This window comes from Rhizobacter sp. P2_H2, assembly GCF_056403375.1.
In genome coordinates, this window is sequence record NZ_JBFUFP010000606.1 from 1 (window position 1) to 3,307 (window position 3,307).

At 66.8% G+C, this 3,307-nt stretch carries 2 protein-coding genes; both read left to right on the plus strand.

Going from position 1 to position 3,307, the window contains the following annotated elements:
• A partial coding sequence (gene carB, locus AC1D15_RS23275) for a carbamoyl-phosphate synthase large subunit (protein ID WP_477827839.1) occupies window positions 1–2,945 on the plus strand: 2,945 nt, incomplete at its 5' end.
• Window positions 2,946–3,027: 82 nt separating this feature from the next.
• The coding region (greA, locus tag AC1D15_RS23280; RefSeq protein ID WP_477827840.1) for a transcription elongation factor GreA at window positions 3,028–3,307 on the plus strand (280 nt) is incomplete at its 3' end.

A 3,307-nucleotide genomic window follows, 5' to 3' on the forward strand; every position in this document is an offset into this window, starting at 1 on the left:
AGCACGGCGTGCTCGCGAAGTACGGCGTCGAGATGATCGGCGCGAACGAGAAGGCGATCGAGAAGGCCGAGGACCGCCTGAAGTTCAAGGACGCGATGACCGGCATCGGCCTGCATTCGGCGCGCTCTGGCATCGCCCACTCGATGGAAGAAGCGCTCTCCGTGCAGAAGCGCATCACCGCCGAGATCGGCGGCACGGGCTWCCCGATGGTGATCCGCCCGWSSTTCACGCTSGGCGGCWCCGGCGGCGGCATCGCCTACAACCSSGARGARTTCGAGGARATCTGCAAGCGCGGCCTSGACCTGTCGCCGACCAAGGARCTGCTGATCGAGGAAASCCTGMTCGGCTGGAAAGAGTACGAGATGGAAGTCGTGCGCGACMGCGCCGACAACTGCATCATCGTCTGCTCGATCGAGAACCTCGACCCGATGGGCATYCACACCGGCGACTCGATCACGGTGGCGCCGGCGCAGACGCTGACCGACAAGGAATACCAGCTGCTGCGCAACGCGAGCGTCGCGATCCTGCGCGAGATCGGCGTCGACACCGGCGGCTCGAACGTGCAGTTCTCGATCAACCCGGTCAATGGCCGCATGGTCGTGATCGAGATGAACCCGCGCGTGAGCCGCTCGTCGGCGCTGGCCTCGAAGGCCACCGGCTTCCCGATCGCGAAGGTTGCCGCCAAGCTGGCGGTGGGCTACACGCTCGATGAACTGCGCAACGACATCACCGGCGGCGCGACCCCGGCGTCGTTCGAGCCGAGCATCGACTACGTCGTCACGAAGATCCCGCGCTTCGCGTTCGAGAAGTTCCCGGCCGCCGATTCGCGCCTGACGACGCAGATGAAGTCGGTCGGCGAGGTGATGGCGATGGGCCGCACCTTCCAGGAGAGCTTCCAGAAGGCGCTGCGCGGTCTCGAGACCGGCATCGACGGGCTGACGGAACGCAGCACGGACCGCGACGAGATCATTGCCGAGATCGGCGAGGCCGGCCCCGAGCGCATCCTGTATGTCGGCGACGCGTTCCGCATCGGCATGAGCCTGCAGGAGGTCTTCGAGGAGACCGCGATCGACCCGTGGTTCCTCGCGCAGATCCAGCAGCTCATCAAGCTCGAGCAGGCGCTCGCCGGCCGCACGGTCGCGAGCCTGTCGACCGAAGAACTTCGCTTCCTGAAGCAGAAGGGCTTCTCCGACCGGCGCCTGGCCAAGCTGCTGGGCACGCACCAGCACGAGGTCCGCGAGGCCCGCTGGGCGCAGAACGTGCGCCCGGTCTACAAGCGCGTGGACACCTGCGCCGCCGAGTTCTCGACGCAGACCGCGTACATGTACTCGACCTACGACGAGGAATGCGAGGCCGAGCCGACCGATCGCAAGAAGATCATGGTGCTGGGCGGTGGCCCGAACCGCATCGGCCAGGGCATCGAGTTCGACTACTGCTGCGTGCATGCCGCGCTCGCGATGCGCGAGGACGGCTACGAGACCATCATGGTCAACTGCAACCCCGAGACCGTGTCGACCGACTACGACACGTCCGATCGCCTGTACTTCGAGCCGGTGACGCTGGAAGACGTGCTGGAGATCGTCGCGAAGGAAAAGCCGGTCGGCGTGATCGTGCAGTACGGCGGCCAGACGCCGCTGAAGCTGGCGCTCGATCTCGAGCGCGCCGGCGTGCCGATCGTCGGCACCTCGCCCGACAGCATCGACATCGCCGAAGACCGCGAGCGCTTCCAGAAGCTGCTGCACGAGCTCGGCCTGAAGCAGCCGCCGAACCGCACCGCGCGCACCGAGGAGGCCGCGAAGACGCTGGCCGCCGAGATCGGCTACCCGCTGGTGGTGCGCCCGAGCTACGTGCTGGGCGGCCGCGCGATGGAGATCGTGCACGGCGAGAAGGACCTCGAGCGCTACATGCGCGAAGCGGTGAAGGTGTCGGAGAAGTCGCCGGTGCTGCTCGACCGCTTCCTCGATGACGCGATCGAGGTCGACGTCGACTGCATCAGCGACGGCGACGAGGTGATGATCGGCGGCATCATGGAGCACGTCGAGCAGGCGGGCATCCACTCCGGCGATTCGGCCTGCTCGCTGCCGCCGTATTCGCTGCCGAAGAGCCTGCAGGACGAACTGCGCCGCCAGACGGTGCTGATGGCCAAGGCCCTGAAGGTCAAGGGCCTGATGAACACGCAGTTCGCGATCCAGGGCGAGGGCGCCGATGCGGTCGTCTACGTGCTCGAGGTCAACCCGCGTGCGTCGCGCACGGTGCCGTTCGTCTCGAAGGCCACCGGCCAGCCGCTCGCGAAGATCGCGGCGCGCTGCATGGTCGGCCAGAAGCTGTCGAGCCAGAAGGACCGCCACGGCAAGCTGCCGCGCGAGGTGATCCCGCCGTACTTCTCGGTCAAGGAAGCGGTGTTCCCGTTCAACAAGTTCCCCGGCGTCGATCCGATCCTCGGCCCGGAGATGCGCTCCACCGGCGAGGTGATGGGCGCGGGCCGGACCTTCGGCGAGGCGATGCTGAAGAGCCAGCTCGGTGCCGGTTCGCGGCTGCCCGACCGCGGCACCGTCTGCATCACCGTGAAGAACGGCGACAAGGCGCGTGCGGTGGTGGTGGCGCGCGACCTGCACCAGCTCGGCTTCCAGGTCGTCGCGACCAAGGGCACGGCCGCGGCGATCGCCGAAGGCGGCGTGCCGGTGAAGGCGGTCAACAAGGTCAAGGACGGCCGCCCCCACATCGTCGACATGGTGAAGGCCGGCGAGATCCAGCTGGTGTTCACGACGGTGGACGAGACGCGCACGGCGATCGCCGATTCGCGCCATATCCGCCAGGCGGCGCTGGCCAACCGGGTGACCTACTACACCAGCATGGCCGGCTGCGAAGCCGCAGTCGAAGGCATGAAGCACCAGGACGATCTGGTCGTGCTTTCCCTGCAAGAGCTGCACCGCGAACTGAACTAAACTTTCTGCAACACATCGGCCGCCGCCGGGCCTCCCGCAAGGGAGAGGGCGGCGGCTTCATTTTTGCCTCCAGGGTTCCACCATGACGACCATCCCCATCACCGTGCGCGGTGCCGAAAAACTCAAGGAAGAACTGCATCGGCTGAAGACGGTGGAACGCCATTCGGTCATCCAGGCGATCGCCGAGGCGCGTGCGCAGGGCGACCTGTCGGAGAACGCCGAGTACGAGGCCGCGAAGGACAAGCAGGGCTTCATCGAGGGCCGCATCCTCGAGATCGAAGGCAAGCTCGCCGCCGCGCAGATCATCGACCCGAAGGCGCTGAATGCCGAAGGGCGCGTGGTGTTCGGCGCCACCGTCGAAC